The organism is Actinomycetospora termitidis (genome assembly GCF_030286555.1).
In the GTDB taxonomy this organism is placed as follows: domain Bacteria; phylum Actinomycetota; class Actinomycetes; order Mycobacteriales; family Pseudonocardiaceae; genus Actinomycetospora; species Actinomycetospora termitidis.
Map to the genome: position 1 here is coordinate 359731 of NZ_JASVWF010000005.1, position 22585 is coordinate 382315.

Sequence of the window (22585 nt, forward strand, 5' to 3'; positions counted from 1 at the left end):
TCTCTCGATCAGACGTGGGCCGGCGCGGGCCGCTCGGGGTCGATGTCGTACTGCGCGATCGCGTCCGCGACCACCGAGGGCTCGATCTTCCCGTCGCGGGCCAGCGCGGACAGCGCCGCGACCACGACGTACCGGCGGTCGACCTCGAAGAAGTCCCGCAGCGCCCTCCGGTAGTCCGAGCGCCCGAACCCGTCGGTGCCCAGCACCTCGAAGCGCCGGCCGACCACGAACTGGCGGATCTGGTCGGGGAACGCCCGCATGTAGTCCGTCGCGGCCACGACGGGCCCCTCGGGGCGGGTCGCGAGCTGCTGCTCGACCCACGACCGCCGGGGCTCCTCGGTGGGGTGGAGCATGTTCCAGCGCTCGACGTCGATCCCGTCGCGGCGCAACTCGGTGAAGCTGGGCGCGCTCCACACGTCGGCGACCACGCCCCAGTCGGCGGCGAGCATCTCCGCGGCCGCCTGCACCTCGCGCAGGATCGTCCCCGACCCCATCAGCTGCACCCGCGGCTTCTGTGCCGCCTTGGACCGCGACCGCCTCGCGGGCACCGGGGCGCCCTCGGAGAGCAGGTAGAGGCCCTTCACGATGCCCTCGCGCGCGGCCTCCTGCACCGCCTCGTCGTCCAGACCGGGCATGGCGGGGTGCGGGTAGTTCTCGTTCATCAGGGTCAAGTAGTAGAAGACGTCCTCCTGCTCGACGTACATCCGCCGCAGCCCGTCCTGGACGATCACCGCGACCTCGTAGGCGAACGTCGGGTCGTAGGACACGCAGTTCGGGATCACCGACGAGAACAGGTGCGAGTGCCCGTCCTCGTGCTGCAGGCCCTCGCCGTTGAGCGTGGTCCGCCCGGCCGTGCCGCCGAGCAGGAAGCCGCGGGCCCGCAGGTCACCGGCCGCCCACGCGAGGTCGCCGACCCGCTGGAACCCGAACATCGAGTAGTAGATGTAGAACGGGATCATCGGGACGTCGCTGGAGGAGTACGACGTCGCCGCGGCGATCCACGAGGACATCGCGCCGAGCTCGTTGATGCCCTCCTGGAGCAGCTGACCGCTCTTGTCCTCCTTGTAGAACATCAGCTGGTCGGCGTCCTGCGGGGTGTAGAGCTGGCCGACCTGCGAGAAGATCCCGAACTGCCGGAACATCCCCTCCATCCCGAACGTGCGGGACTCGTCCGGGACGATCGGGACGACCCGCTTCCCGATCTGCTTGTCCCGCAGCAGCGTGTTCAGCACGCGGACGAACGCCATCGTCGTCGAGATCTGCCGGTCACCGGACGCCGCGAGCTGCGCCCCGAACGCGGAGAGCTCCGGGACCTCGAGCGCCTCCGAGGTCCGCCGCCGCGCCGGCAGCGACCCGCCGAGCGCCTCGCGGTGCTCGCGCAGGTAGCGACCCTCCTCCGAGTCCGGCGCGAAGCTCAGGTACGGCAGCCGGTCGATGTCCTCGTCGGAGATCGGCAGGTCGAACCGGTCCCGGAAGATCGTGAGCTGCTCGCCCGCCATCTTCTTCTGCTGATGCGAGATGTTCTGGCCCTCGCCGGCCTCCCCCATCCCGTAGCCCTTGACGGTCTTGGCCAGGATCACCGTCGGCCGGTGCGGCTCGGTGACCGCGGCCGAGTAGGCGGCGTAGATCTTCGACGGGTCGTGCCCGCCGCGGGTCAGCGCCCAGATCTCGTCGTCGGTCCAGTCCTCGACCAGCGCCGCGGTCTCCGGGTACTTGCCGAAGAAGTGCTCCCGGACGAACGCGCCGTTCTTGGACTTGAAGTTCTGGTACTCGCCGTCGACGCACTCCTCCATGAGCTGGACGAGCCGCCCGGTCGTGTCGCGCTTGAGCAGCTCGTCCCACCGGCTGCCCCAGATCACCTTGACGACGTTCCAGCCCGCGCCCCGGAACAGCGCCTCCAGCTCCTGGATGATCTTGCCGTTGCCGCGGACCGGGCCGTCGAGGCGCTGCAGGTTGCAGTTCACGACGAAGATCAGGTTGTCCAGGTGCTCCCGGCCGGCCAGCGAGATCGCACCGAGCGACTCCGGCTCGTCCATCTCGCCGTCGCCCAGGAAGGCCCACACGTGCCGGTCGGCGGTGTCGGCCAGCCCGCGGCCGTGCAGGTACTTCAGGAACCGCGCCTGGTAGATCGCCATCAGCGGGCCGAGACCCATCGACACCGTCGGGAACTGCCAGAACTCCGGCATCAGCCACGGGTGCGGGTACGACGACAGGCCGTTCCCCCCGGTCTCCTGCCGGAAGCCGTCCATCTGCTCCTCGGACAGCCGACCCTCGAGGAACGCCCGCGCGTAGATGCCGGGCGAGGAGTGCCCCTGCATCATCACCAGGTCGCCACCGTGGTCGGCGGTCGGCGCGTGCCAGAAGTGCTGGAAGCCGGTGTCGTAGAGCGTCGCCGCCGACTGGAAGCTCGCGATGTGCCCGCCCAGCTCCGAGGACTCCTTGTTCGCCCGCAGCACCGTCGCGACCGCGTTCCACCGGATCGCCGAGCGGATGCGGTGCTCGATCGCCCGGTCCCCCGGGTGCGGCGGCTCCTGCTCGACCGGGATCGTGTTCACGTACGGCGTGGTCGCCGAGTACGGCACCGGCGCGCCCGCGCGGCGGGCCTGGCCGATCAGCTCGTCGAGCAGGTCGTGCGCGCGCTCCGGACCCTCCACGGCGAGCACGGACTCGAGCGCCTCGCGCCACTCGGCGGTGCCCTCGGGGTCGGGGTCGGAGGTGGGGTCGGGGTGCATGCGCAGCAGTCCTCGGTGATCGCTGTGGGACGGACTACCCACCCTGCCGTGCGGGGCGTCACGACGGAAGCGGGTCGGCGGTGTGCCTGAGCCATCGTTGAGCTTCGACCTCCTACCCGCCGGTTGGACGGACGGGCGCCGGTCCCACTGGATCGAACCCGAAGAGCGTGCGACCGCTCTCGGGGCATGGTCTCGGCCACCGCGACGTGCCACTTTCCTCGGGTGGCGGGATCCGTGCGCGGGAGGAACCGATGACCAAGTTCGTCTACGACTTCGCCGAGGGCGACCGGGACCAGCGGGACCTGCTGGGGGGCAAGGGCGCGAACCTCGCGGAGATGACCAACCTCGGCCTGCCGGTGCCGCCGGGCTTCATCATCACCACCGACGCGTGCCGGGCCTACCTGGCGGGCGGCAGCGAGCCCGAGGGCATGGCCGCCGAGGTGACCGAGCACCTCACCGCCCTCGAGGGCACGATGGGCAAGCGGCTCGGCCAGGCCGACGACCCGCTGCTCGTCTCCGTGCGCTCCGGCGCCAAGTTCTCGATGCCCGGGATGATGGAGACCGTCCTCAACGTCGGTCTGAACGACGACTCGGTGCACGGGCTCGCCGCCCAGGCCGGCGACGACCGGTTCGCCTGGGACTCCTACCGCCGCCTCGTGCAGATGTTCGGCGCGACCGTGCTCGACATCGACGCGGAGCACTTCCACGACGCGCTCGAGGCCGCGAAGTCGGCCAAGGGCACGAAGAACGACCTCGACCTGGACGCCGGTGACCTCGCGGCCCTCGTCGAGACCTACAAGGGCCTGGTCACCGAGCACGCCGGCCGGGACTTCCCGCAGGACCCGCGCGAGCAGCTCGACCTCGCCGTTCGCGCCGTCTTCGACTCGTGGAACTCCGATCGGGCCAACATCTACCGCCGCCAGGAGCGCATCCCCGCCGACCTCGGGACCGCCGTGAGCGTGGTGTCGATGGTGTTCGGCAACCTCGGCATGGACTCCGGGACCGGCGTCGCCTTCACGCGCGACCCGGCGTCGGGAGCGCAGGGCGTCTACGGCGACTACCTGCAGAACGCGCAGGGCGAGGACGTCGTCGCCGGCATCCGCAACACGCTGGCCCTCACCGAGCTCGAGCGCATCGACAAGACCTCCTACGACGAGCTCATGCGCATCATGGGCGTGCTCGAGGCGCACTACCGCGACCTGTGCGACATCGAGTTCACCATCGAGCGCGGCAAGCTGTGGATGCTGCAGACCCGCGTCGGGAAGCGCACGGCCGCCGCGGCCTTCACCGTCGCGACCCAGCTCGTCGACGAGGGCCTGATCGACCTCGACGAGGCGCTGCAGCGCGTGACCGGCCACCAGCTCGCCCAGCTGATGTTCCCCCGCTTCGACCCGGACGCGGACAAGGAACTCCTGACGACGGGGATGAACGCCTCCCCCGGCGCCGCGGGTGGCAAGGCGGTCTTCGACTCCGAGACCGCGGTGGCGTGGGCGAAGCGCGGCGAGAAGGTCGTCCTCGTCCGGCGGGAGACCAATCCCGACGACCTCGCCGGGATGATCGCCGCCGAGGGCATCCTCACCAGCCGCGGTGGGCGCACCTCGCACGCGGCCGTCGTCGCCCGCGGCATGGGCAAGACCGCGGTGTGCGGCGCCGAGGAGCTCGAGGTCGACGTCCGGAACAAGGTCTTCACGGTCGGCGGCGAGGGCCCGGCGGCCGGGCGCGAGGTCCGCGAGGGCGAGGTCATCGCGGTCGACGGGACCTCCGGCGAGGTCTACCTCGGCGAGATCCCGGTGGTGCCGAGCCCGGTCATGTCCTACTTCGAGCACGGCACGATCGACGACGGCGACGAGCTCGTCGTCGCCGTCGACCGGATCATGCGCCACGCCGACGGCATCCGACGGCTGCGGGTCCGGGCGAACGCCGACACCGGCGACGACGCGGCGCTCGCGCGGCGCTTCGGGGCCGAGGGCATCGGGTTGTGCCGCACCGAGCACATGTTCCTCGGGGAGCGGCGGTCGCTCGTGGAGGACCTGGTGCTCGCCGAGACCCGCGACGAGCGCGAGAAGGCCCTCGCCGCCCTGCTGCCGATGCAGATCGAGGACTTCACCGCGCTCTACCGCGCGATGGCCGGCCAGCCGGTGACGATCCGCCTGCTCGACCCGCCCCTGCACGAGTTCCTGCCCGACCTCACCGAGCTGTCGGTCCAGGTCGCCGTCGCCCGCGAGCGCGGCGAGCTGACCGACGAGCAGGAGGCGCTGCTGGAGAACGTGCGCCGCCTGCACGAACAGAACCCGATGCTGGGCCTGCGCGGGGTGCGCCTCGGCATCCAGGTGCCCGGCCTGTTCGCCATGCAGATCCGCGCGATCACCCGGGCCGCCGCCGCCCTGGTCGACGAGGGGGTCACGGTCCTCCCGGAGATCATGGTGCCGCTCGTGGGCACCGTGCAGGAGCTGCAGGCCGTCGCGGCCGAGATCGCCGAGGTGGTGCAGGAACCGGAGTCCCTGGTGGACGGGGCGCCCGTCGAGCACCAGGTCGGCACCATGATCGAGCTGCCCCGCGCCGCCCTGGTCGCGGCGGAGATCGCCGAGGTCGCGCAGTTCTTCTCGTTCGGCACCAACGACCTCACCCAGACCACGTGGGGCTTCTCCCGCGACGACGTCGAGAGCTCGTTCTTCTCCGCCTACCTCGACCACGGCATCTTCGGCGTCTCGCCGTTCGAGTCGCTCGACACCGTCGGCGTGGGCGAGCTCGTCGAGATCGCGTCGTGGCGGGGCCGGGAGGTGCGCCACGACCTCAAGCTCGGCATCTGCGGCGAGCACGGCGGCGACCCGGACTCGGTGCACTTCTTCCACCGCGCGGGCCTGGACTACGTGTCCTGCTCGCCGTTCCGCGTGCCGGTCGCCCGCCTCGAGGCCGGCCGGGCGCAGGCGACGCACGGGTAGGTCCGGCCGCTTGACCTCGACCTCGGTCGAGGTCGCAGGCTCGGTGGAGCCAGGTATCCGCCCGTTCCAGGAGGACCCGTGACCGCCACGCCCGACACGTTCGAGGACGCCTACCGCCGGGGCGAGCCGCCCTGGGTGATCGGGCAGCCGCAACCCGCCGTCGTCGCGATCGAGCAGGAGGGGGTCATCGCCGGCCCCGTCCTCGACCTCGGTTGCGGCGCCGGTGAGCACACGATCCTGCTCGCCCGCCTCGGCTACGAGGTGCTCGGCGCGGACGCGGCACCCTCCGCGATCGAGCGGGCGCGGGAGCGCGCCCGCGTCGCGGGGGTCCACGCCGAGTTCACGGTCGCCGACGCGATGGAGCCCGTCGCCCTCGGGCGCTTCGCGACCGTCCTCGACAGCGCCCTCTTCCACGTCTTCGACCCCGACGACCGCGTGCGGTACGCCCACGCCCTCACCGGGGTCGTCGAGCCCGGCGGAGCCGTGGTCGTCCTGGCCCTGTCGACCCGAGGGCCTGGCTTCGGACCGCAGATCGACGACGACTCGGTCCCCCGGGCCTTCACCGGACCGGACTGGGAGGTCGCTGACGTCCGCCCGACCACCTACCGCGGCCGCGTCACGCATCCCGACCAGGCCTCCGCGCTCGGCCACGACGTCGGTGAGCTGGTGGACCTGCCGGCGACGATCGCGGTGGTCCGCCGCTCCCTGTGACCCGCGCCGGCCGTGCACATCGACGAAGATCAACAGGCCCGCAGCGCTGTGGGGCGGCCCTCCGGAGAGCACTGAGGACCCGCTCGTCGGGCGGAGGGCCTGCCTGGCGAGCGACGACCAGCTTGTCGCGGGCCACCGACGTCCGGGGCACCACCTCGTCGCTGTGAATCCGAACGACAAGATCATCCGGCGGACGAAGGAGCCCGCGACAGGATGCGCGCCGTCCTCCTGTCGTTGCGGTTCGCCGCGACAAGCCGACGGACGGGCGGGGCGGGACTGCAGCCGACCCGGGGTCACGGGAACGGCGACCGCTCTCCGGAGGCGTCGAACATGCTCACGTCGACGGCGAGGAAGGCATCGCCCACGTCCGGCGCGTCGCACCGCGCCCGCCACGCGTCCAGTTCCTCCCACGACCGCCATCGCTCGAAGTTGTTGATGCGCGACGGATCGACCGAGTCGGCCGTCAGCGCGGCGTCGAGACACCCGGGCGCCTCCCGGGACCGTCGGACCAGATCGGCGAACCTCTCGACCAGCTCGTCGCGCTCCTCGGGGTCGACCGTCACGTGACCGGCGATGATCAGCATCGATACATCCTAGCAATCGCCTGATCCTGATGTAGGACCGATCGTCGGCCGGAGACCGTGACCACAGCCCGCCCGCGAGCCGTTGACCCGCCGTCGGGAACCTGGTGAAGATCGACGGCGCATCGCAGGACGAGGAGGACCGAGATGGGCGTGTTGGTGAGCCGCCGCTTCCTCGACCTCATGTTCCTCTGCAGCTGCGCCTGTCGCCCCTTCTGATCGGCCTCGACCGCGCCCGGGCCCGGTGCCCGCGGCAGCGTCCTCCTGCCTGCGATCCGAAGGACCTCCCGTGACCCGTCAGCTCCACCTCGGTGGTTTCCAGATCGCCTCGCACGTGCCGCACTCGCACGCCGCGTGGCGCCACCCCGCCTCCGACCTCGACTTCCTCGGCCCCGACTACTGGCACCGCGTGGGTCGCACGCTCGAGCGCGGTCTGTTCGACTTCGTGTTCTTCGCCGACCTGCTCGCTGTTCCCACCAACTTCGGTGGCGACGAGGCCGAGGCCCTCCGGCGCGGGACGCAGGCGAGCGCGACGCTGGACCCGTCGCTCGTCGTCGCCAGCATCGCCGCGGTCACCCGGCACCTCGGCGTGGCCATCACGAAGAGCACGACCTACTTCCACCCCTTCGAGCTCGCGCGGATCTTCGCGAGCCTGGACCACCTCAGCCGGGGTCGGGCGGGCTGGAACATCGTCACCTCCCTGTCGAGCGCCGAGGCGCACAACTTCGGGCTCGAGAAGGCCCTCGACCACGACCTGCGCTACGACCGGGCGCAGGAGTTCGTCGAGACCGCGGTCGCGCTGTGGGAGAGCTGGGAGCCGGGCGCCCTGGTCGGCGACAAGAAGGCCGGCTTCTTCGCCGACCCCGACAAGGTGCACCGCGTCGACCACGACGGCGCCTTCTACAAGACCCGCGGCCCGCTGCCGACCCCGCGCTCGCCGCAGGGCCGCCCGGTCCTCTTCCAGGCCGGGGCGTCGCCCAAGGGCAAGGCCTTCGCGGCCCGCTGGGCGGACGCGATCTTCGAGATCGACCCGACCCCCGAGGGCCGCCGCGCCTACTACGACGACGTCAAGGGCCTCGCCTCGGACGCCGGCCGCAACCCGGACGACGTCAAGATCCTGCCGTCGTTCATCCCGTTCGTCGGCGAGACCAGCTCCATCGCGCGGGAGAAGCAGGCCTTCCACAACGAGCTCGCCGACCCGGTGTCCGGGCTGATCACGCTGTCCGTGCACACCGACCACGACTTCTCGACCTACGACCTCGACGCCCCCGTCGAGCAGGTCGAGGTGCCCGGCTCCCAGGGCCTGTTCGACGTCGCCCGGCGCCTGTCCGAGCGGGACAGCCTGACGCTGCGCGACATCGGCCGGCTGTACGCGCAGGGGATCCTGCTGCCGCAGTTCGTCGGTACGGCCTCCGAGATCGCCGACGAGATCGAGGCGTCGTTCACCGGTGGCGAGGCCGACGGCTTCATCCTCTCGGCCGCCCAGCTCCCCGGGACCTTCGACGACTTCGTCGACCAGGTGGTCCCGGAACTGCAGCGTCGGAAGCTGTTCCGCGAGGAGTACACCGGGACGACGCTGCGCGCCCACCTGGGGCTCGACGGCTGAGACCGGCATGATGGCCCGCCTGCGAGAGGACGGGGGACCTTCATGCGGGTCACGACGGACGACGGGGTCGGCCTGGCGGTGTACGACACCGGCGCCGGAGACGAAGCGCAGCGGAGCTCGACCATCGTCGACGAGGCCGACCCCGGCACGCCGATCCTCTTCCTGCACGAGTTCGGCGGCGACCACCGCTCGTGGGCCCCGCAGTTCGGGCACCTCGCCGGGCGGTCCCGCTGCGTCACCTACGACGCCCGCGGCTACCCGCACTCCGACGTCCCGACCGACCCGGCCGCGTACTCCCAGGAGCGGGCGGTCGCCGACGCCGTCGCGGTGCTCGACGCGCTCGGCATCGAGCGCGCGCTCGTCGTCGGGAACTCCATGGGCGGGTTCGCGACGCTGCACCTGGGCCTGACCCACCCCGACCGTTGCGTCGGGCTCGTTGTTGCCGGCTGCGGCTACGGCGCCGCCCCCGAGCGGGCCGAGGCGTTCCGGGCGGACGCCCTCGCGCTGGCCGACGCCTACGAGCGGGACGGCTCGGCCACCGTCGCCGCCGACTACGGCAACCGACCCGCCCGGCTCAGCCTGCGTGAGCGGGACGAGCACGCCCACGACGAGCACCTGCGCATCCTCGCCGAGCACGACCCGGTCGGCGCGGCCCTGACGATGCGCGGGGTCCAGGCCGCCCGACCCTCGCTCTACGACCTGCGCGAACAGCTCGCGACCATGACGGTGCCGACCCTGCTCGTGGTCGGGGACCGCGACGACGAGGCCATCGACGCGACGCTCATGCTGCGCCGCGCCCTACCGGTCGCCGATCTCGCGGTCCTCCCCCGCGCCGGGCACCTGACCAACCTCGAATACCCGGAGATCTTCACCCGGCTCGTCGAGAACCACCTGGCCGGACGCTAGGCCGCGGTCGTTCACCTGCGCGCCGGACCGGCGACACCTCGCTGCGGAACCGTGCAGCGTGAGCTCCGCCGTGACCGCCTTCCACCGGCTGCGCGACACGATCGGCCGGGTCTGCCCGATCCCGGTGCGACCCCGGATGGTCGGGTTCCTGCTGATCAGCGGCACCACGTTCACGATCGACCTGCTGCTGATCACCCTGCTGCGCGACCTCGCCGGGTTCCCCGTCTGGGCTGCGTTCGGCCTCGGGTACGCGTGTGCGCAGAGCCTGAACTTCCTGCTCAACAAGACCCTCAACTTCGACGCCGGCGACCGGCCGGTGGGCCCGGAACTCGTCCGGTACGTCGTCGTCGTGGCGATCAACTACGTCGGCGTCATCGTGGGTCTGGGCGTGCTGCTGGTGCACCTCGGGCTGCTCGACCAGGTCGCGCGGGTGCTCGTGGCGTTCGTCGAGGTCGTCTTCCTCTACAGGGCGATGCGGTTCGTAGTCTTCCGTGATCGGGGCCGCAAGCGAATCTCCTAAGTCCGCCATGGCTACTATCGCCGTGCATCAGCAAGGCGCGGGAAAGAGCCACCTCCCTCTCGACCCGCGCACAAACAAGAATCCGAGCGTCTAGCGCGGGAAAACACCAAGTGTTGCAAGCAACATCATCTTGGGCACTAAGACGAAGCGGGACCGCTTCGAGTTTCTCCCTCGTCGTCCGGAACGGTCTCGCCCGCTGGTCCATCGGTCGAGGGGAAGCCGACTGCGGTGGGCACAACCTCGACGCTGCGCCCGGACTCAGGTTGGGGTGAGGCGGACTCCCCTACGGGTGAAGGACCCGAAGCAAGATCGTCCGCTCCTCCGCGCCGCTGCTCCGGTACATGCTGGGCCGACGCTGGCGAGTCCTGGAAGACACACGCGGCGTACGAGGTCAGCAGTCCAAGTAACGCCACGATAACAAGTTCAGAGAAGGGAACAATGTCAGGAACAACAGACGATGGACTGAGGAACGATACAAGTCCGCCGGTGACTAGGGTGGCCAAGATTGCGGTCGTCACCCCCGGTACCGAAATGACGTCTACGCCTGATCGGTAGCGATGCATTCGCTTGAAAACCAAGCCAAAGGCGATTCCGATGAGTCCACTGACCACCACCGCAAGAATTGCTGTGTTCCTTAGGAACGGCGACCCCGCCGGCGTTCCGTATGCAATAAGCGAATGATCTCGGATCGCCGGCAGGAACAGGATGACGAACAACGGAGGTATTACAGCGACCAACAGTCTGCGAACGAGCGAGACCGCTTTATCGGCATTCTCATTTCTGATCTTGCGGCCTGTTTCTACCGAATCCAGGGTCACAAAGATCGAGAAAATTAGCAAGCACCCCGCAGCGCAGAAGCTGACTCCGGCGGTCGCCTCAATTGCTGACGCCAGACCGTTTCGCTCCTTCATGCCCGCAACAATGCTGTAATTCAAGCTTGCCGCAACAAGGCCGAAGAATGAGCACATCAGAGGTCTGTAGGCAGCAGTGATTGACTCTTCGTAGGGGCTGTTTCCCGCCAGTCTCACCGATGCGATCGCTATGAGAGCGGCGAAAGCGAAGCCAGCAAGTACACCGGCCAGCTGTGCGTACAGCTCCGCAACTTGACTGAACTCAATAAACGCTTCCCGAACCAAAGCCGCCCCCAGCCCGAAGCAAGATCTCCGGCCACGTCGCCGGCTCATCTGCAGGAACGGATTGAGCCAGTTCGAAGTGCCCAGAAGCCGGGCTCCCGGCCCTAGTTCACTCAGGAAGAGCAGTCAGCTGCGCCGATCGGGCGTGCGACTGCGTCGTGTCTCCTGGGTGCGACTTCTTGGACTGAAGTCGAGGCAGATACTCCTCGATCGCCCGCGTCATCTCGAGCGGCTGTTCAATCGGAACCTCGTGGCCCGAGAAGACAATCTTCAATAGACTTGACGGGATGCGAGCAGCTAATTCCACTGCTTGCCCCACGGGAAATTGAATATCATTACGGCCGTGAACGATCAGCACCGGACATATAATCTCACCCAGCCGCTCGAGGACGTCAAACTTCAGCATTGACCGGTATGCCGATCTCACCATCGTCGCAGGGAGCCACAGAGCAATGCGCGCATACCGCGCCACTTCCGTACGCGGCGTGTCCCTCTGGAAGGCTCGGTAGACATTGATACGAAGGAAAACAGAGTGCGGAAGCATCAGTGCGACAATCGCGAGTACTCGGCGTCGAAGACTGAAGAGCATTTTCCCAACCGAGCCGATGATCACTAAACCGTCGACTAGTTCTGGGAAGTCGAGGGCGATAGTCAGGGCTGTCATCCCCCCCATCGAATGACCTACAAGCACCGCCTTTCGAACGCCCAGTTCTTGCATTAAGAAGACAGAATCAGCAGCAAACCGCTCGATCTGGTAGGGCCCAGGGACGCCAACGTTCGCACCGTGTCCGCGAAGGTCAAACCTAATTACTCGATAGTCCTGCTGCAATTTTGAATACGGAACGTCCCATCGATGTCGGTCGGCAGTCCAGCCGTGAATAAAGATGATTGCCGGGGCGTCGCGGGGACCGTCGTCGTCATATCGATATTCTGAGTCTGCAATAGCGATCGATGGCATAGAGAACCCCTACCCCTACCCCTAGTACCGCACACCTGACGTAGGACTTGAACCTCATGACACGGTACCCCCGCCCCTGCAGTACGGACAGACCTTGGCATGTAAATTCTTCGCGCCGCCAGCGACACCTACATCAACAGGGGCGACCGAGCCGGCCGCGCGCTCGCCACGATCACCGCTAGACCACGCCTGTCCGTTAGAACGATGGATGTCTTCGAAAGCCAGTCTCCTCAACATTGAAAGAAGGGCGACAACACGAATCAGATGCTTTGCTAGCGAGCCGTCCGAAGATTAGGAGAGAGCCGCTACAGTCGACCCATACAACCCAGGCCGAAGCCTTACTCTGGCCACCTACTCGATAGCTCGCGCCCAGCAAGCCGTACTTGCACATCGCATATGTCTGATTTACCCCAAGACGGTAGAGCGCGACTTCTTAACCGAATTGCATTGAGCTTGCCTTATGCCGTTGCGTCTTTGTCCATCCGGGATATCCACCATCTGCTTCTTCACAGCAGATCCGACGGTAGCGGGCGTAGCCCCCGGCGTAGGGCAGGAAGACCCGGGCCTTCCCGGGCACGTTCGCGCCGAGGTACCAGGAGCTCGCGGCCTGCGGCAGCAGCGTCGCGTCGGCGGCCCGGGCGACCTCGCGCGCCCAGTCCTCCTCGGCGTCGCGGGTCGGTTCTGCGGTCTCGCCGGTCGACCGCAGCCGCTCGAGCAGGTCGGCGATCCAGTCGACGTGCTGCTCGATGGCGGTCGGCATGTTCGTCAGGACGGAGGGGCTGCCCGGGCCGGTGATCGTGAACAGGTCCGGGAAGCCGGCGATGCCGAGCCCGAGGTGGGTGTGCGGCCCGTCGCGCCACGCCTCCCGCAACGAGCGGCCGTCCCGCCCGCGGATGTCGAAGGACAGCAGCGGACCCGTCAGCGCGTCGAACCCGGTGGCGAACACCAGCACGTCCAGCGGGTGCTCGGCCCCGGACTCCAGCCGGACGCCGCCCGGCGTGATCGCGGCGATCGGGTCCGCCTTCACGTCGACGAGGGAGACGTTCGGCCGGTTGTAGGTCTCGAAGTAGTGCGTGTCGATCGGCGGGCGCTTCGTCGCGAAGGGATGGTCGCGCGGGGTGAGCGTCTCCGCGGTCGCCGGGTCGTCGACGATCTCGGCGATCTTGTCGCGCAGGAAGTCGGACGTGACCTCGTTGACCGCCGGATCGGTGAGCACGTCCTTGACCGCGGCGCGGAACCGCAGGCCGCCGCGCTCCCACGCCGCCTCGTACAGCTCGCGCCGCCGGTCGGCGGGCAGGTCGAGCACGTCCACGTCGGAGAGGACGAACGGATGCCCGTTCGTCGACCCCTGCTGGACCCGGCGGATCGCGGGGTAGTCGGCCTTCGTCGCCGCCATCTCGTCCTCGGACAGCGGCGCGTTGCGGGCCGGGATCGAGTAGTTCGCGGTGCGCTGGAAGACGGTCAGGTGCCCGGCCTGCTCGGCGAGCACGGGGATCGCCTGGATGCCGGTCGAGCCGGTGCCGATCACCCCGACCCGCTTCCCGGCCACGTCGACGCCGTCGTGCGGCCAGTGGCCGGTGTGGTGCCACTCGCCGGCGAAGTCGTCGAGCCCCGGGATGTCGGGCACGTTCGCGGTCGACAGGCAGCCGACCGCCGTGACCAGCCAGCGGCAGCGTCGGGACGAGCCGTCCTCGGAGGTGACCGTCCACCCCGTGCCGTCCCACGCGGCCACCGACACCCGCACCCCGAGGGCGATGTCGCGGCGCAGGTCGTAGCGGTCGGCGACGTGCTCGAGGTACCCGCGGATCTCCTCCTGGCCCGGGTAGCGCTCCGACCAGCGCCACTCCTGCTCGAGCTCGGGATCGAACGAGTAGCAGTAGTAGTAGCTCTCGGAGTCGCACCGCGCGCCCGGGTAACGGTTCCAGTACCAGGTGCCGCCGACCCCGTCCGCCTGCTCCAGGACCTGCACGGAGAACCCCCGCGACCGCAGGCGGTGCAGCGCGTACAGGCCGGAGAACCCGGCGCCGATCACGATCACGTCGGTGTCCGGCTCACCCATACCCAGCAGCATCACCCGGTGCGCGGTGCAACGCCACCGCACTGCGCGGGGTTCCGGGGGACATGACCGACGACCTCGGGACGCGCCTCGACGACCAGGGCTTCGCGACGATGCCCGGACTGCTGGACCCGGCCGCGTGCCGGGAGCTGATCGGCATGTTCGACGACGACGGGCGCTTCCGCTCGACGATCACCATGGCCCGGCACGCGTTCGGCGAGGGCAGCTACCGCTACTTCGCCGACCCGCTCCCCGAGCCGGTGGCCCGGCTCCGTCGCGACCTCTACCCGCCGTTGGCGCGGATCGCGAACCGGTGGGCCGCGGTGCTCGGAGAGGCCTCCGTCCCGGACACCCACGCCGAGTACCGGGAGCGATGCGCGGCCGCGGGCCAGACGAAGCCGACCCCGCTGCTGCTGCGCTACGGGCCGTCGGGCTACAACTGCCTGCACCAGGACGTGTACGGCGACCTGGTCTTCCCGCTGCAGGTCCTGGTGATGCTCTCCGAGCCCGACGTCGACTTCACCGGCGGCGAGAGCGTGTTCGTCGAGCAGCGGCCGCGCCAGCAGTCCCGGGCCGCGGTCGCGCGGCCCGGGCGCGGCGACGCGATCGTCTTCCCGGTCCACCACCGCCCCCGCCGCGGGGCTCGCGGGTACCACCGGGTGCAGATGCGCCACGGGGTGTCGACGGTGCACTCGGGCTCGCGCCACGTCCTCGGGATCATCTTCCACGACGCTCGTTAGCCTGGGCCGGTGCGCCTGTCCCACCGAGTCGCCGCCGGGGTCGACTCCCCGATGGCCGCGGCCTACGACTCGGTGACGACGGCGGGTGGGCGACGGCCCCTGCTCGACCTCGCCCGTGCCGCACCCGCGTACCCGCCGGCGGCGGAGGTCGTGCAGCACGTCGCGACGGTGGCCTCGGACGCGCGCTACGCCGCGCAGGCCGGGCTGCCGCACCTGCGGGAGGCCTTCGCCGCGGACCTGCGCACCGACCACGGCGGGGACGTGACCGCGGACGACCTCGTCGTCACCGCCGGGTGCAACCAGGCGTTCTGCCTCGTCGCGGACGCGCTGTGCGGGCCGGGCGACGAGGTGGTCACGCCGCGCCCGACGTACTTCAACCACACGATGTGGCTCCGCATGCGCGGGGTCGAGCCGGTGATCCTGGAGCCGGACGCCTCGTGGGTCCCGCGCGCCGCGGACGCCGAGGCGCTGATCTCGGAGCGCACCCGCGCGATCGTCCTGGTGACTCCCGGCAACCCGAGCGGCGTCGAGGTCCCACCCGACGAGCTCGCCGCCTTCGCCGACCTGGCCCGCCGTCACGACCTCGCCCTGGTCCTCGACGAGACCTACCGCGCCTTCCGTGCGACGCCTGCGCACGCGCTGTACTCCGCGCCGGACTGGCGCGACACCGTCGTCACCCTGCACAGCTTCTCCAAGGACCTGGCGCTCGCGGGCTACCGCGTCGGCGCGCTGGTCGGGGGCGAGGCGTTGCGACGTCAGGCGCTCAAGCTGCTCGACTGCGTGGCGATCGGCGCGCCGCGGGTGGGGCAGGAGGCCGCGTGGGCGGGGCTGACGAAAGCGCAGGCGTGGCGGGCGGAGCGCGCGGCCGAGGTCGCGGCCCGGCGGGAGGCGTTCGCCGACGCGATGGCCGCGCGGCCGGGCGGGTTCGAGGTCCTGGCGCTCGGCGGGTTCTTCGCGTGGGTCCGCCACCCGCGCCGGGACCTGCCCACACCCGACGTCGTGAAGAGGCTGCTGACCGAGCAGGACGTGCTCGTCATGGCGGGCACGGACTTCCAGGCGGTGGACGACGGAGCGCTGCGCGTCAGCGTCGGAAATCTCGCGGGCGACGACCTCGACGAGCTCCTCGACCGCTGGCAGGAGTTCGGCGGGTAGCGCACGTCAGCCGCCCTCCAGCACCAGCCGCAGCAGCACGACGACGAGGCCCACGCCGAACGCCCCGACCGCGCCCAGCAGCACGCCCCACCACCGGCGCAGCGCCCGCCACCCGCCGACCGCGCCGAGCGCGATCAGCACCACCCAGCTCAGGTCGATCGTGAGGTGCGCCGACTCCTCCGGGCCCAGCGGCCCCATGAACCCGGTCGCGGCGACGACGGCGACCACCACGAGCGGCATGACCCCCGGCAGGAGGTACTGCGCGGCGTGCACGGTCAGCCCGAGCAGCCGCCGTCCCGAGGGCAGGGCGTGATCGGCGTGCACGGCCTTCAGCGCGGTCGCGAACAGGTGGGCCGCGAAGGTCGCGACGAGCGGGCCGAGGCTCAGCGACAGGACGTCGCCGAAGTCGGTGAGGCCGCGGTCGATCGCCAGGGCCAGCACGGTCATCATCACGACCGTGCTGTTGACCGCCGGCTCCACGTCGAGCGCGAGCCGGCGCTCCGTCGTCGTCATGCCCGGACGCTAGCCAGGCCGCACCCTCATTCCCAGCTGTGGAAGCCCTGCCCCGACTTCCGGCCGAGCTCGCCGCGCTCCACCTTGTCGCGTAGCAGCTGCGGCGGGCTGAACCGCTCCCCCAGCTCAGTCGCGAGGTGCTCGGCGATCGCGAGCCGCACGTCCAGGCCGACGACGTCGGTGAGCTTCAGCGGGCCCATCGGCCAGCGGTAGCCCAGTTCCATCCCGGTGTCGATGTCCTCGGCGCTCGCCACGCCCTCCTCGACCATCCGGATCGCCTCCAGCCCGACGACCAGCCCGAGCCGCGAGGTCGCGAAGCCCGGCGAGTCGTCGACGACGATCGGCGTCTTACCGAGGTCGCCCACCCACTCGCGGGCGAGGTCGACCGTCGCGTCCGAGGTCTGCTGCGTCCGGATCAGCTCGACGAGCTTCTGCGCGGGCACCGGGTTGAAGAAGTGCATCCCGATGACCCGCTCCGCCGGCAGCTCCGCCCCGATCGCCGCGACCGACAGCGACGACGTGTTGGACGCCAGGACCGCGTCCGGGCACTGCCGCGCCACGTCCCCGAGGATCTGCTGCTTCAGGTCGATCCGCTCCGGGACCGCCTCGACGACGAGGCCGGCGTCGGCCGGCAGCTCCCCGGCGCCGACGACGAAGACCGCCCGCTCCAGCAGCGAGTCGACGGTCGCCCCCTCGGGCAGCTTTCCGCGGTCCGCGGCCCCCTGCAGGCTCGTCCCGACGGCGGCCCGGGCCGCCGCGGCGCGCTCGTCGTCGCTCTCCACGACGGCCAGCCGGGCCGCACCCGCCGTCAGGAGGACGTGGGCGATCCCCGCCCCCATCGTGCCGCCACCGATCACGCCGACGCTCTCGGGAATCGTCATGGGGGCACCTTGGCGCAGATGCTCGGGTCGAGCTGAACGAGACTTGTCAGTTCCGGAACTGAAGAGTATCGTTACTGGCATCGCAGCCGCCGCCGGCCCGCTGCCGAAGGGGAAGAGGAATCCTCATGTTCGCCGCGTTCGCGCAGATCAACTGGCTCGCCGTCGTCATCGCCACCGTGGCCTCGGCCGTCCTCGGTGGGCTGTACTTCGGCGCCGTGGTCGGCAAGCAGTACCTGCGGGTGCTGGGCCGCGAGGGCCAGGAGGCGCCGAAGCCGACCCCGGTCGCCGCGGTCGGCCCGCTCCTCTGCGGCTTCCTGGTCGTCCTCGCGAGCGCGGTGCTCGTCGCCGCGCTGGGGCTGAGCACCGTGGGCGACGCGGTCGCCTTCGGGCTCGTCGTCGGGATCGGCTACCTGCTCGCGATGACCCTGCAGACCGCGATCAACCCGAACTTCCCGCACCCGCTGCGCTACACCGCCCTCAACGCCCCCTACTTCCTGGTGACGAGCCTCGTCACCAGCGTGCTGCTCGTCCTGGTCTGAGATCGACCGCCGCGAGGCCCCGGCTCCCGCGCCGGGGCCTCGCGGCGTCCGGAGGAGGATGACCCGCGATGACCGACGAACCCGCGCCGCGCTCCCGCGGCGGGCGTCCGCGCGACGCGACCCGCGACGCCGCGATCCTGACGGCGACGCTCGAGGTCCTCGCCGAGCACGGCTACGAGCGGATGACGATGGACCAGGTCGCCCGCCGCGCCGGCGCGGGCAAGGCCACCCTGTACCGCCGCTGGCCGTCGAAGGCCGACCTCGTCGTGCAGGCGGTCGCGCAGTTCGACCGGATGCCGACGCTCGGGGAACTGCCCGACACCGGCGACCTGCGCGGGGACCTGCTGGCCCTCATGCGCCCGCAGTCCGCGGAGGACGAGCACCGCACGCTCGCGCTCGCCTCCGGGATGGCCTCCCTGCTCTCGGCCGACCCCGCCCTCGCCGACGCCGCGGGCAGCGCCCTGGTGGAGCCCTTCGTCGCGTCGCAGCGGCTGCTGATCCGGCGGGCGATCGACCGCGGGGAGGTCCGGGCGGACGTGGACGTCGAGACCGTCGCCTTCGTGACGCCGTCGATGACCGCGTTCCGCCTCATCGTGCAGCGCAAGCCGATCGACACCGACCTCCTGGCCCGCCTCGTCGACGCTGTGATCCTGCCGGCGTGTGGCCTGCGGCCAGGTGAGCACTGAGTGGGCCTATGACCCCACTGAGTGCTCACCTGCCGCCGGCACACCTTGCATTCTGCACCTCACGTCGGGCACCATCGGTAACCGAACGAACATTCGGGAGGGCATGGCCGTGGATCGCGACGAGCAGGAGCTGGCCGAGGCGTTCGACGCCACGGTGGCCGCGGAGGGCCGGATCGAGCCGCGGGACTGGATGCCCGAGGGCTACCGGAAGACGCTGATCCGGCAGATCGCGCAGCACGCGCACTCCGAGATCATCGGTATGCAGCCCGAGGGCAACTGGATTCTCCGCGCCCCCAGCCTGCGACGGAAGGCCATCCTCCTGGCGAAGGTCCAGGACGAGGCCGGTCACGGTCTGTACCTGTACTCGGCCACCGAGACCCTCGGCGTCGACCGGACCGAGCTCACCGAGAAGCTCATCGACTCGCGGCAGAAGTACTCGTCGATCTTCAACTACCCGACGCTGACGTTCGCCGACATCGGCGTCATCGGCTGGCTCGTCGACGGCGCCGCCATCTGCAACCAGGTCCCGCTCTGCCGGTCCAGCTACGGCCCGTACGCGCGGGCGATGGTGCGGATCTGCAAGGAGGAGTCGTTCCACCAGCGCCAAGGCTTCGAGCTGCTGATGACGCTGATGGCCGGCACGGACGCGCAGCGCGAGATGGTGCAGGACGCCGTCGACCGCTGGTGGTGGCCCTCGCTGATGATGTTCGGCCCCGCCGACGGCGACTCCCCCAACACCCAGCAGTCGATGGCCTGGCGGATCAAGCGGCACACCAACGACGAGCTGCGCCAGCGCTACGTCGACATGACGGTGCCGCAGGCCGCCGCGCTCGGCGTGACGCTGCCCGACCCCGAGCTGCGCTGGAACGACGAGCGCCGGGCGCACGACTTCGGCGCGATCGACTGGGACGAGTTCACCGCCGTCGTGAAGGGCGCCGGGCCGTGCAACGCCCAGCGCCTCGCCCACCGCCGTGCCGCGCACGAGGGCGGGCAGTGGGTCCGCGACGCCGCGTCGGCGTACGCGGCGAAGCAGCAGACCCGTCGTCAGGAAGGGGAGGTGGCGGCATGAGCATGGCCGACGACGTCACCGCGCACCCCGAGGGCGAGCCCACGATCACCGAGGGCGTCACCCCGGACCGGACCTGGCCGCTGTACGAGGTGTTCGTCCGCGGCAAGCGCGGGCTGAACCACGTGCACGTCGGGTCGCTGCACGCGCCGGACGACCACATGGCGCTGCACAACGCCCGCAACCTCTACACGCGGCGCAACGAGGGCGTGTCGATCTGGGTCGTGCGGGCCGACGCGATCACCGCGTCGAGCCCCGACGAGAAGGACCCGTTCTTCTCGCCCTCGGCCGACAAGGTCTATCGGCACCCCACGTTCTACGCGATCCCCGAGGACGTGCCGCACCTGTGAACCACACCGAGGAGAACGTCTACGACGCCCTGGCCGAGGCCGACCACGAGGGCCGCTGGGCCTACGGGGCCGGGTTCGACGAGACCGTCGTCGAGGTCACGGCGCCCGCACCCGAGGGTGTGGACCGGGACGACCTCGCGGCCTACTGCCTGATGCTCGGCGACGACGCACTGGTCGCGTCCCAGCGGCTCTCCGAGTGGGCGACGAACGCGCCGGAGCTCGAGGAGGAGGTCGCGCTCGCCAACATCGCTCTCGACCTGCTCGGCCAGGCCCGGATGCTGCTCTCCCGCGCGGGACACCTCGGGGCGGCGGAGCGGTTCCGGACCGACGCCACGGCCGCGGCGCTCTCCGACGAGGACGTCCTCGCCTACTTCCGCGACGACCGGTTCTTCCGCAACGTCACCCTCACCGAAGCCGACCTCGGCGACTTCGGCCGGACGATGGCCTGGATCCTGGTCTTCTCGTCGTGGCGCCTGGCGCTGATGACGGAGCTGCGGGGCTCGGCCGACCCGGTGCTCGCGGCGGTCGCCGCCAAGGCCGTGCCCGAACTGGCCTACCAGCGGGAGTACGCCGCGGGATGGGTCGTGCGGCTCGGCGACGGCACGGCGTACTCGCACGAGCGCATGCAGGCCGGGCTGGACGACGTCTGGCCGTTCGTGCCGGAACTGTTCCTGCCGCATCCCGTGGAGACCCGCCTGGTCGAGGCCGGGGTGGCGGTCGACCCGGCCGCGCTGAAGGCCTCCGTCGACGGCGACCTCGCCCAGGTCCTGCCGGTCGCGACCCTCACCGAGCCGACCCGACCCGCCGTCGGGCTGGTCGGAGGACGTGGCGGGCGGGACGGGGTGCACACCGAGGCCCTGGGCCGGGTGCTCGCCGTCATGCAGTCGCTGGCCCGCGCGCACCCGGGGGCGACGTGGTGACCGCCGATCTCTGGGACGTCGCCGCCGAGGTGACCGACCCCGAGATGCCGATGTTGACGTTGGCCGACCTCGGGGTGCTGCGGGCCGTCGAGCGCGACGGCGGCCGGATCGTCGCCACCATCACCCCCACCTACGCCGGCTGCCCGGCGCTGGACGCGATGGCCGCGGACCTGCGCTCGACCCTGGGCGCGTACGGGGAGGTCGAGGTGAAGGTGACCCTCACCCCGCCGTGGACCACCGACCTCATCTCCGACGAGGGCCGGCGCAAGCTCGCCGAGGCCGGGGTCGCCCCGCCGGCGCACATCGGCCCGCGCTCCACCGGCCCCGTCCCGCTGGCCCTGGCCGCCCCGCCGAAGCGGGTGACCTGCCCGCGGTGCGGCAGCGCCGAGACCGAGGAGCTCTCCCGCTTCGGCCCGACCGCCTGCACCGCCCTGCGCCGGTGCCGGGCCTGCGCGGAGCCGTTCGAGCACATGAAGGACATCTGATGACTGCCGTCGACGGGTCGAGCTCCGCTGCGCTTCGTCTCCCGGCCGCGGACACGGGTTTCCACCCCCTCCGCGTCGCCCACGTCGAGCACCTCACCGACGACGCCGTCGCGATCACCGTCGACGTCCCCGACGAGCTCCGCGAGACGTTCGCCTTCCGCGCCGGGCAGTACCTGACGCTGCGCACGGAGACGCCGGAGGGCGAGGAGCGCCGCTCCTACTCGATCTGCGCGCCCGAGGGTGCGGCGCCCAGGATCGGGGTTCGCCGGGTCGAGACGGGACTGTTCTCCGAGTGGCTCGTCGACCGGCTCGCCGCCGGGGACACCCTGGAGGTCGGCCCGCCGGAGGGCCGCTTCACCCCCGACCCGAAGCCCGGCGAGCACCACACGCTGATCGCCGCCGGCTCGGGCATCACCCCGGTCCTGTCGATCGCCGCCACCGTGCTCGCCGCGCACCCGGACACCCACGTCACGTTGCTCTACGGCAACCGCCGGGCGGACACGGTGATGTTCGCCGAGGACCTCGCGGACCTGAAGGACCGCTACCGCGCGCGCCTGCAGCTCGACCACGTGCTCTCCCGCGAGCCCGTCGAGGCCGAGATCTTCGCCGGACGGCTCGATCGGGAGAAGCTCCACACGCTCCTGACGAGCCTCGTCCCGACCCCGCAGGTCGACCAGTGGTGGCTCTGCGGGCCGCTGGAGATGGTGACCGGGGCCCGCGACCTGCTCGGCGAGCTCGGCATCGGACGCGAGCGGGTGCACGCCGAGCTGTTCTACGTCGACACCCCGCCACCGCAGCCGGTGCGCCACGAGGAGGCGCCGGCCGAGGGCGTCGAGGCGCGCGTGATCCTGCACGGGCGCGAGGTCACCGCGACGATCCCGCCGAACTCCTTCGTCCTGGACGCGGCGCAACGCGTCCGCTCGGACCTGCCGTTCGCCTGCAAGGGCGGGGTGTGCGGGACGTGCCGGGCGAAGGTCGTCGTCGGGGAGGTCGCCATGCAGCGCAACTTCGCCCTCGAGCCGGAGGAGGTGGAGGCCGGGTTCGTGCTGACGTGCCAGTCCGTCCCCGTCTCCGCCGAGCTGACCATCGACTACGACGTCTAGGGGTT

General features: G+C 70.5%; 21 protein-coding genes. 14 read left to right on the plus strand and 7 right to left on the minus strand.

From position 1 onward, the window contains the following. Positions 1–8: 8 nt before the first annotated feature. Positions 9–2732, minus strand: coding sequence for a pyruvate dehydrogenase (acetyl-transferring), homodimeric type (gene aceE, locus QRT03_RS22470; protein ID WP_286055285.1), 2724 nt, complete (start codon positions 2730–2732; stop codon positions 9–11). 251 nt (positions 2733–2983) lie between these two features. Between aceE and ppdK the strand changes: the two genes are divergently transcribed. Together ppdK and QRT03_RS22480 are read left to right on the plus strand one after the other, a co-directional pair. Continuing rightward, positions 2984–5674, plus strand: a complete 2691-nt coding sequence (gene ppdK / locus QRT03_RS22475) for a pyruvate, phosphate dikinase (protein WP_286055286.1) — start codon at positions 2984–2986, stop codon at positions 5672–5674. Positions 5675–5752: 78 nt separating this feature from the next. Further along, positions 5753–6385 carry a class I SAM-dependent methyltransferase gene (locus QRT03_RS22480; RefSeq protein ID WP_286055287.1) on the plus strand — a complete coding sequence of 211 codons (633 nt, stop codon included), beginning with the start codon at positions 5753–5755 and terminating at the stop codon, positions 6383–6385. Positions 6386–6678: 293 nt separating this feature from the next. Here QRT03_RS22480 and QRT03_RS22485 read toward each other — a convergent pair whose 3' ends face one another. Further along, positions 6679–6969: a putative quinol monooxygenase gene (locus tag QRT03_RS22485; protein ID WP_286055289.1), complete on the minus strand. Its 291-nt coding sequence runs from the start codon at positions 6967–6969 to the stop codon at positions 6679–6681. 286 nt (positions 6970–7255) lie between these two features. Here QRT03_RS22485 and QRT03_RS22490 point away from each other — a divergent pair, with 286 nt between their 5' ends. From QRT03_RS22490 to QRT03_RS22500, 3 genes are read left to right on the plus strand one after another with little or no spacing between them, the layout of a single operon-like run. Continuing rightward, a complete protein-coding gene (locus tag QRT03_RS22490) occupies positions 7256–8572 on the plus strand; it encodes an LLM class flavin-dependent oxidoreductase (RefSeq protein ID WP_286055291.1) in 1317 nt (438 codons plus the stop codon). A gap of 42 nt (positions 8573–8614) precedes the next feature. Then, positions 8615–9478, plus strand: a complete 864-nt coding sequence (locus QRT03_RS22495; protein WP_286055292.1) for an alpha/beta fold hydrolase — start codon at positions 8615–8617, stop codon at positions 9476–9478. Positions 9479–9536: 58 nt separating this feature from the next. Beyond that, entirely contained in the window at positions 9537–9998 is a 462-nt protein-coding gene (locus QRT03_RS22500) for a GtrA family protein (protein WP_286055293.1), read from the plus strand. Between the two features lie 137 nt (positions 9999–10135). Here the strand turns inward: QRT03_RS22500 and QRT03_RS22505 are convergent, their stop codons facing one another. The 3 genes from QRT03_RS22505 to QRT03_RS22515 form a co-directional block, all read right to left on the minus strand. Then, a complete protein-coding gene (locus QRT03_RS22505; RefSeq protein ID WP_286055294.1) occupies positions 10136–11182 on the minus strand; it encodes a hypothetical protein in 1047 nt (348 codons plus the stop codon). 58 nt (positions 11183–11240) lie between these two features. Beyond that, complete coding sequence (locus QRT03_RS22510; RefSeq protein ID WP_286055295.1) at positions 11241–12089, minus strand: alpha/beta fold hydrolase; 849 nt, start codon at positions 12087–12089, stop codon at positions 11241–11243. Between the two features lie 433 nt (positions 12090–12522). Further along, entirely contained in the window at positions 12523–14148 is a 1626-nt protein-coding gene (locus QRT03_RS22515) for a flavin-containing monooxygenase (RefSeq protein WP_286055296.1), read from the minus strand. 62 nt (positions 14149–14210) lie between these two features. On the opposite strand from QRT03_RS22515, the gene QRT03_RS22520 reads away from it, so the two are divergent. Both QRT03_RS22520 and QRT03_RS22525 read left to right on the plus strand, forming a co-directional pair. Next, positions 14211–14885, plus strand: coding sequence for a 2OG-Fe(II) oxygenase (locus tag QRT03_RS22520; protein ID WP_286055297.1), 675 nt, complete (start codon positions 14211–14213; stop codon positions 14883–14885). Between the two features lie 9 nt (positions 14886–14894). After that, on the plus strand, positions 14895–16037 hold the full coding sequence (locus QRT03_RS22525) for an aminotransferase (RefSeq protein WP_286055298.1): 1143 nt from the start codon (positions 14895–14897) through the stop codon (positions 16035–16037). Between the two features lie 6 nt (positions 16038–16043). Here the strand turns inward: QRT03_RS22525 and QRT03_RS22530 are convergent, their stop codons facing one another. Further along, positions 16044–16550 carry a hypothetical protein gene (locus QRT03_RS22530; RefSeq protein WP_286055300.1) on the minus strand — a complete coding sequence of 169 codons (507 nt, stop codon included), beginning with the start codon at positions 16548–16550 and terminating at the stop codon, positions 16044–16046. A 26-nt stretch (positions 16551–16576) separates the two neighbouring features. After that, on the minus strand, positions 16577–17431 hold the full coding sequence (locus tag QRT03_RS22535; RefSeq protein ID WP_286055301.1) for a 3-hydroxyacyl-CoA dehydrogenase family protein: 855 nt from the start codon (positions 17429–17431) through the stop codon (positions 16577–16579). 125 nt (positions 17432–17556) lie between these two features. Here QRT03_RS22535 and QRT03_RS22540 point away from each other — a divergent pair, with 125 nt between their 5' ends. The 7 genes from QRT03_RS22540 (at position 17557) to paaE (ending at position 22580) form a co-directional block, all read left to right on the plus strand. Beyond that, on the plus strand, positions 17557–17970 hold the full coding sequence (locus QRT03_RS22540; protein WP_286055302.1) for a DUF1761 domain-containing protein: 414 nt from the start codon (positions 17557–17559) through the stop codon (positions 17968–17970). 68 nt (positions 17971–18038) lie between these two features. Then, the gene (locus QRT03_RS22545) at positions 18039–18656 is read left to right on the plus strand and encodes a TetR/AcrR family transcriptional regulator (protein ID WP_286055303.1); all 618 of its coding nucleotides are present in this window, start codon (positions 18039–18041) and stop codon (positions 18654–18656) included. Positions 18657–18759: 103 nt separating this feature from the next. Further along, a complete protein-coding gene (gene paaA, locus QRT03_RS22550; RefSeq protein WP_286055304.1) occupies positions 18760–19725 on the plus strand; it encodes a 1,2-phenylacetyl-CoA epoxidase subunit PaaA in 966 nt (321 codons plus the stop codon). 2 nt (positions 19726–19727) lie between these two features. Continuing rightward, a complete protein-coding gene (gene paaB, locus QRT03_RS22555) occupies positions 19728–20072 on the plus strand; it encodes a 1,2-phenylacetyl-CoA epoxidase subunit PaaB (protein WP_425604888.1) in 345 nt (114 codons plus the stop codon). Further along, positions 20069–20992 (plus strand): 1,2-phenylacetyl-CoA epoxidase subunit PaaC, encoded by a 924-nt coding sequence (gene paaC, locus QRT03_RS22560; protein WP_286055309.1) that lies wholly within the window; start codon positions 20069–20071, stop codon positions 20990–20992. The genes paaB and paaC overlap by 4 nt, the downstream gene beginning before the upstream one ends. Then, positions 20986–21477, plus strand: a complete 492-nt coding sequence (gene paaD / locus QRT03_RS22565) for a 1,2-phenylacetyl-CoA epoxidase subunit PaaD (RefSeq protein ID WP_286055310.1) — start codon at positions 20986–20988, stop codon at positions 21475–21477. Before paaC ends, paaD begins: the two co-directional genes overlap by 7 nt. After that, positions 21477–22580 carry a 1,2-phenylacetyl-CoA epoxidase subunit PaaE gene (paaE, locus tag QRT03_RS22570; RefSeq protein WP_286055311.1) on the plus strand — a complete coding sequence of 368 codons (1104 nt, stop codon included), beginning with the start codon at positions 21477–21479 and terminating at the stop codon, positions 22578–22580. Before paaD ends, paaE begins: the two co-directional genes overlap by 1 nt. Positions 22581–22585 lie beyond the last annotated feature (5 nt).